At 43.6% G+C, this 7,357-nt stretch carries 4 tRNA genes and 3 rRNA genes; all 7 read left to right on the forward strand.

Annotated elements, in window-relative coordinates:
- Positions 1–32 precede the first annotated feature (32 nt).
- The 7 genes from P163_RS16795 to P163_RS16825 all read left to right on the forward strand — a co-directional run bounded on the left by P163_RS16795 (position 33) and on the right by P163_RS16825 (position 7,357).
- Positions 33–106, forward strand: a tRNA-Ile gene (locus tag P163_RS16795).
- 110 nt (positions 107–216) lie between these two features.
- A tRNA-Ala gene (locus P163_RS16800) sits at positions 217–290 on the forward strand.
- Between the two features lie 246 nt (positions 291–536).
- Positions 537–3,366 (forward strand): 23S ribosomal RNA (locus P163_RS16805).
- Between the two features lie 147 nt (positions 3,367–3,513).
- A 5S ribosomal RNA gene (gene rrf, locus P163_RS16810) occupies positions 3,514–3,623 on the forward strand.
- Positions 3,624–5,446: 1,823 nt separating this feature from the next.
- Positions 5,447–6,966: ribosomal RNA gene (locus tag P163_RS16815) — 16S ribosomal RNA — on the forward strand.
- A 134-nt stretch (positions 6,967–7,100) separates the two neighbouring features.
- A tRNA-Ile gene (locus P163_RS16820) sits at positions 7,101–7,174 on the forward strand.
- Between the two features lie 110 nt (positions 7,175–7,284).
- A tRNA-Ala gene (locus P163_RS16825) sits at positions 7,285–7,357 on the forward strand.

Consider the following 7,357-nt stretch of genomic DNA (forward strand, 5'->3'; position numbering starts at 1 on the left):
GGAGACCTTGAGAAATGTCTCTTAAATTAGACAGTCTCATAGCTCAGCTGGTTAGAGCGCTACACTGATAATGTAGAGGTCGGCAGTTCGAGTCTGCCTGAGACTACTTTTTATAGCGAGAGTTGTAAAAGATGTTCATTAAAATTATAGGAAATTTTAGAAGTTGAGAATTCTAATCATTTTAATTCTGAATTCATAGTTCTGAATTTCGAAAATGGGGGATTAGCTCAGCTGGCTAGAGCGCCTGCCTTGCACGCAGGAGGTCATCGGTTCGACTCCGATATTCTCCACTATTCCTAGATCTTTTGGGTATAGGTAATTCAAACAACCAGGATACATTAGTATACTTCGTTTGGTTACCATCGAAAAGGGGTCGTTATAAGGGAAAAACGTTCATTGACATATTGGGAAATAAAGAATACGAGAAACATTAGGTGCTTACAATTACATTGTAAGTGCAAAAGAATAAATAATAATCGTTGTTATTAGAACTGCTGCACGGCGTTTTAATAATAACAGAGCAAATTAGGTAAAAGCACATAAGCTAAATAAGGGCGTATGGGGAATGCCTAGGCTCTCAGAGGCGATGAAGGACGTGATAAGCTGCGAAAAGCTGCGGGGATTGGCACACACAAATTGATCCGCAGATATCCGAATGGGGCAACCCAGTACATTGAAGATGTATTATCCGCAAGGAGGCGAACCCGGGGAACTGAAACATCTAAGTACCCGGAGGAGAAGAAAACAATAGTGATTGCGCAAGTAGCGGCGAGCGAACGCGCATTAGCCCAAACCAATGAGTTTACGGACTTATTGGGGTTGTAGGACCACGATATTTGATGCGTAATGAATTAGAACACTTTGGAAAGAGTGACCATAGAGGGTGATAGTCCCGTATAGGTAAAGAGCGTTATTGATAGTGGTATCCTGAGTAGTGCGGGGCACGAGAAACCCTGTATGAATTTGGCGGGACCATCCGCTAAGGCTAAATACTCCTGAGAGACCGATAGTGAACCAGTACCGTGAGGGAAAGGTGAAAAGAACCGTGAATAACGGAGTGAAATAGATCCTGAAACCATACGCTTACAAGCGGTCGGAGCCTTTAGGGGTGACGGCGTGCCTTTTGCATAATGAGCCTACGAGTTACCGTTGCCAGCAAGGTTAAGCCTTTAAGAGGTGGAGCCGTAGCGAAAGCGAGTCTTAATAGGGCGCTGTAGTTGGTAGTGGTAGACGCGAAACCGTGTGATCTACCCTTGGGCAGGTTGAAGCTGTGGTAACACATAGTGGAGGACCGAACCCGTTGACGTTGAAAAGTCTTGGGATGACCTGAGGGTAGGGGTGAAAGGCCAATCAAACTCGGAAATAGCTCGTACTCCCCGAAATGCATTTAGGTGCAGCGATAATTTAGTTTTATAGAGGTAGAGCTACTGATTGGATGCGGGGGCTTCACCGCCTACCAATTCCTGACAAACTCCGAATGCTATAAAATGATTTTTATCAGTGAGGGCATGGGTGCTAAGGTCCATGTCCGAGAGGGAAAGAACCCAGACCATCAGCTAAGGTCCCCAAATGTATATTAAGTTGAAAAAACGCGGTTGAACTGCCCAGACAGCTAGGATGTTGGCTTGGAAGCAGCCATTCATTTAAAGAGTGCGTAACAGCTCACTAGTCGAGCGGTTCGGCATGGATAATAATCGGGCATAAATATACTACCGAAGCTATGGATTTACAGATTACTGTAAGTGGTAGGGGAGCATTCTAATAGGGTTGAAGGTGTACTGCGAGGTATGCTGGACTAATTAGAAAAGAAAATGTAGGCATAAGTAACGATAATGCGGGCGAGAAACCCGCACACCGAAAGACTAAGGTTTCCTCAGCTATGCTAATCAGCTGAGGGTTAGTCGGGACCTAACGCGACCCCGAATGGGTTAGTGGATGGACAACAGATTAATATTTCTGTACCTGCCCCACGTTAAACGTGACGGAGGCGAAAAGTTAGTGCGTACTGACGGAATAGTACGTTGAAGCCAGTGGTAACACGGCGATAGTACACAAAAGCTTCGGCCGGCGTGATAATCTAGCAAATCGACTTCCAAGAAAAGCAAGTGGTGGCAGCCCGTACCGTAAACCGACACAGGTAGTTGGGATGAGAATTCTAAGGTGCTCGAGAGATTCATGGTTAAGGAACTAGGCAAAATCGACCCGTAACTTCGGGAGAAGGGTCGCCCATCTTCGGATGGGCCGCAGTGAAGAGGTCCAGGCGACTGTTTATCAAAAACACAGGGCTCTGCTAAATCGAAAGATGACGTATAGGGCCTGACACCTGCCCGGTGCTGGAAGGTTAAGAGGAGATGTTAGCTTCGGCGACGCATTGAATTGAAGCCCCAGTAAACGGCGGCCGTAACTATAACGGTCCTAAGGTAGCGAAATTCCTTGTCGGGTAAGTTCCGACCTGCACGAATGGTGCAACGATCTGGACACTGTCTCAACCATGAGCTCGGTGAAATTGTAGTATCGGTGAAGATGCCGATTACCCGCTGTGGGACGAAAAGACCCCGTGCACCTTTACTATAGCTTAGTATTGACTTTGGACAAGTGATGTGTAGGATAGGTGGGAGACGTTGAAGCTGCATCGCTAGGTGTGGTGGAGTCATTGTTGAAATACCACCCTTTACTTGTTTGAAGCCTAACTTCCACTGGAAGGACAATGCTTGGTGGGTAGTTTGACTGGGGTGGTCGCCTCCAAAAGAGTAACGGAGGCTTCTAAAGGTTCCCTCAGCACGCTTGGTAACCGTGCGTAGAGTGCAATGGCATAAGGGAGCTTGACTGAGAGACATACAGGTCGATCAGGTACGAAAGTAGAGCATAGTGATCCGGTGGTTCCGCATGGAAGGGCCATCGCTCAAAGGATAAAAGGTACGCCGGGGATAACAGGCTGATCTCCCCCAAGAGCTCACATCGACGGGGGGGTTTGGCACCTCGATGTCGGCTCGTCACATCCTGGGGCTGGAGAAGGTCCCAAGGGTTGGGCTGTTCGCCCATTAAAGTGGCACGCGAGCTGGGTTCAGAACGTCGTGAGACAGTTCGGTCTCTATCTACAGTGGGCGTTAGAAATTTGAGTGGATCTGACTCTAGTACGAGAGGACCGAGTTGGACGAACCTCTGGTGCACCAGTTGTCACGCCAGTGGCATTGCTGGGTAGCTACGTTCGGAAGGGATAAGCGCTGAAAGCATATAAGCGCGAAACCCACCACAAGATGAGATTTCTTTAAAGGACCGTGGGAGACTACCACGTTGATAGGCCATAGGTGTAAAGGCAGTAATGTCATAGCCGAGTGGTACTAATAATCCGTAAAGCTTAGTGCAGTTCCCATCCTAGCAATAGGATGGGAGCGAAAAACCTATCTAATTGCATTGTTATTTATCTAATTTTCTTCTATTGTTTATTTCCTATATATGTTATGTTATTAGAAGTTAGTTATACACTTTTGAGTGTATCACTGCTTAAAGATTTAAGGTGGCTATTGCATCGGGGCTCACCTCTTCCCATTCCGAACAGAGAAGTTAAGCCCGTTAGCGCAGATGGTACTGCTGTATTGTGGGAGAGTATGTCGTCGCCTTGTTTTTGAAAACCCCTTCATCACCAGATGAAGGGGTTTTTTTATACCCTATCCTCAAATAGGAACAACCCAGCATTACACATAATAAAACCCCTTCCGGATAACGATATCCCGGAAAGGGGTTTTTTATTACATATAAAAGCACCTATTGATCAATAGGTGCTTTTTTTATACCCAATTCGCAACACTTCAGTTCCTATATAAAATACAAAACCCCATCTGGAGATTACCTCTGGATGGGGTGGTGTATTTTTTATATTAGAATTTTATGCTGACTCGGCCAGGGATTGTTGCAAGCTACCACGTAGCGCGAAAAGCCCGGCGATAAACCATCAGGTTTAGCGGGACGCATCAATCAAATATTGTTAATTTTAAAATAGTTACTTATGAAGTATATAAAATTAGTCATTTTGTTTTTATAAGATGTATAAAGATCTAATTCCAACTTTTCATACTAACACGACATCTTTAATTAATATTTTTCATTTTTGCTCGTATTGAGTTTGATAATTTAATGTATTTAAATAAATTATCAATTTATGGTTACAATCATATCCTAATCTTTATCCATAGTTAAAACAGATTATTATAATTTTATTTTTTTGGTTAGAGATAAACTCACATTCATAAAATAAAACATATTTTTTTAGAATTTAAAGATTTTTTATCACCGCTATAAGTAATAGTTTAGAACATGCTTCTAGTAATATCTAATATATATACGGTTGCATACATTTTTACTTTTTAAAACGACAGCCCCCTGAATTATTAACATGAACATATTTTTTTCTAATAGATATAATGTGTTATAAGTAGATTACTCAGTAGGTTAAATGTCTTCAGTTACGTATAACAGCGATCTATGATTGAATACAAATTTTCAAATTAAGATTTATTTAATTTTTCAATCTATATTTTTTTGTGCGTTACCCTTTCTTTGGTCGGGTCGGGCGCTGTGCTTGTAGTTATTAAAAGCCGGAAAGAGCTTTTACTAAGCTACCGCTTCGCTCCCTAATGCGTGTATTTGGAGTAGCTACAACTCCTAATTTGAACAGGAATTATTCGTTCTTGGTGTTAGATCTGGAAACTGCGATAAAATAATCAGAAGTTTAAAGTTCGAAGTTTCAAAGCGTTAAGGCTACGTTAAAGAAATATTAGAAAAAAGATAAAATAAAGCTTGGTTATAAGAAAGAAAGCGGTGTATATTTGCAGCCGCTTTAGGCGCCACTGGTTAAGTGATGTAAGAAGCTTTGTTCTTTGTATAGTGATGAGTACCCGGTTAAAAAGCCTTATTATTTTTAAAGATTTAAAGAGGCTAAAAAAAACTTAAAATAAGTTTGCTGGTTAGAGAAAAAGAGTTGTACATTTGCATCCGCTTTGAGAATGACATGAAGGTGTTGTTTGAGAAGTAAGAAAGTTCTTTACTAGTGTGGGTTGCGACGGTTTTTACTTCTTACTAAGGGGTCAAAAAAAACTTCAAAAAACTTTAAAATAAAGTTTGGAACTTAAAGAAAAAGCGTTGTATATTTGCAGCCGCTTACACAGCGGATACGATCACTGCGAAATACTGAATTGAAATCCCGGGATAGGGTAGTAGAAAAAAGGTTCAACTCCTTTAATTTCACAATGAGCTCTTCGTTAAGAGGAGATCAACTAAGTTCATTGATATATTGAATTGACAGCGCGTTTCAAATGTTGTTCGCAAGAATGGCAGAAGAAACCAAAAGAATACGAATCAAGACTAGAATAGAATTTTGAGCTGTTATTATCTTTTCGGAGATAGTAATAGAAGAAGACCTTGTAATTGTTATATTATTTAAAGATTAACGATGAAGAGTTTGATCCTGGCTCAGGATGAACGCTAGCGGCAGGCTTAACACATGCAAGTCGAGGGGTAACGGGGTGCTTGCACCGCCGACGACCGGCGCACGGGTGCGTAACGCGTATACAACCTACCTTATAGAGGGGAATAGCCCAGAGAAATTTGGATTAATGCCCCATAGTATTATCGATTAGCATTAATTGATGATTAAACATTTATGGCTATAAGATGGGTATGCGTTCTATTAGCTAGATGGTAAGGTAACGGCTTACCATGGCTACGATAGATAGGGGTCCTGAGAGGGAGATCCCCCACACTGGTACTGAGACACGGACCAGACTCCTACGGGAGGCAGCAGTGAGGAATATTGGACAATGGGCGAGAGCCTGATCCAGCCATGCCGCGTGCAGGAAGACGGCCCTATGGGTTGTAAACTGCTTTTATACAGGAAGAAACACTCCCTTGCGAGGGAGCTTGACGGTACTGTACGAATAAGGATCGGCTAACTCCGTGCCAGCAGCCGCGGTAATACGGAGGATCCAAGCGTTATCCGGAATCATTGGGTTTAAAGGGTCCGTAGGCGGGACAATCAGTCAGCGGTGAAAGTCTGTGGCTCAACCATAGAATTGCCATTGATACTGTTGTTCTTGAATACTTATGAAGTGGTTGGAATATGTAGTGTAGCGGTGAAATGCATAGATATTACATAGAACACCGATTGCGAAGGCAGATCACTAATAATTTATTGACGCTGATGGACGAAAGCGTGGGTAGCGAACAGGATTAGATACCCTGGTAGTCCACGCCGTAAACGATGGTTACTAGCTGTTCGGTCGCAAGACTGAGTGGCTAAGCGAAAGTGATAAGTAACCCACCTGGGGAGTACGTTCGCAAGAATGAAACTCAAAGGAATTGACGGGGGCCCGCACAAGCGGTGGAGCATGTGGTTTAATTCGATGATACGCGAGGAACCTTACCAGGGCTTAAATGTAGATTGACAGGGGTGGAAACACCTTTTCCTTCGGGCAATTTACAAGGTGCTGCATGGTTGTCGTCAGCTCGTGCCGTGAGGTGTCAGGTTAAGTCCTATAACGAGCGCAACCCCTGTTGTTAGTTGCCAGCGAGTCAAGTCGGGAACTCTAACAAGACTGCCAGTGCAAACTGTGAGGAAGGTGGGGATGACGTCAAATCATCACGGCCCTTACGTCCTGGGCCACACACGTGCTACAATGGTAGGGACAGAGAGCAGCCACTGCGCAAGCAGGAGCGAATCTATAAACCCTATCTCAGTTCGGATCGGAGTCTGCAACTCGACTCCGTGAAGCTGGAATCGCTAGTAATCGCATATCAGCCATGATGCGGTGAATACGTTCCCGGGCCTTGTACACACCGCCCGTCAAGCCATGGAAGCTGGAAGCACCTGAAGTCCGTCACCGTAAGGAGCGGCCTAGGGTGAAGCTGGTAACTGGGGCTAAGTCGTAACAAGGTAGCCGTACCGGAAGGTGCGGCTGGAACACCTCCTTTCTAGAGTATTGCTTATTAAAGAGCAATCGCAGTTACAAAGCAGATCTCTTAAGATTTTGTTTTTGTCTTGATTCCTGTCAATTTAATTATTAAAGAATAAAGGGAGACCTTGAGAAATGTCTCTTAAATTAGACAGTCTCATAGCTCAGCTGGTTAGAGCGCTACACTGATAATGTAGAGGTCGGCAGTTCGAGTCTGCCTGAGACTACTTTTTATAGCGAGAGTTGTAAAAGATGTTCATTAAAATTATAGGAAATTTTAGAAGTTGAGAATTCTAATCATTTTAATTCTGAATTCATAGTTCTGAATTTCGAAAATGGGGGATTAGCTCAGCTGGCTAGAGCGCCTGCCTTGCACGCAGGAGGTCATCGGTTCGACTCCGATATTCTCC

Origin of the sequence: Gillisia sp. Hel_I_29 (assembly GCF_000744275.1) — a bacterium.
GTDB lineage: Bacteria > Bacteroidota > Bacteroidia > Flavobacteriales > Flavobacteriaceae > Gillisia.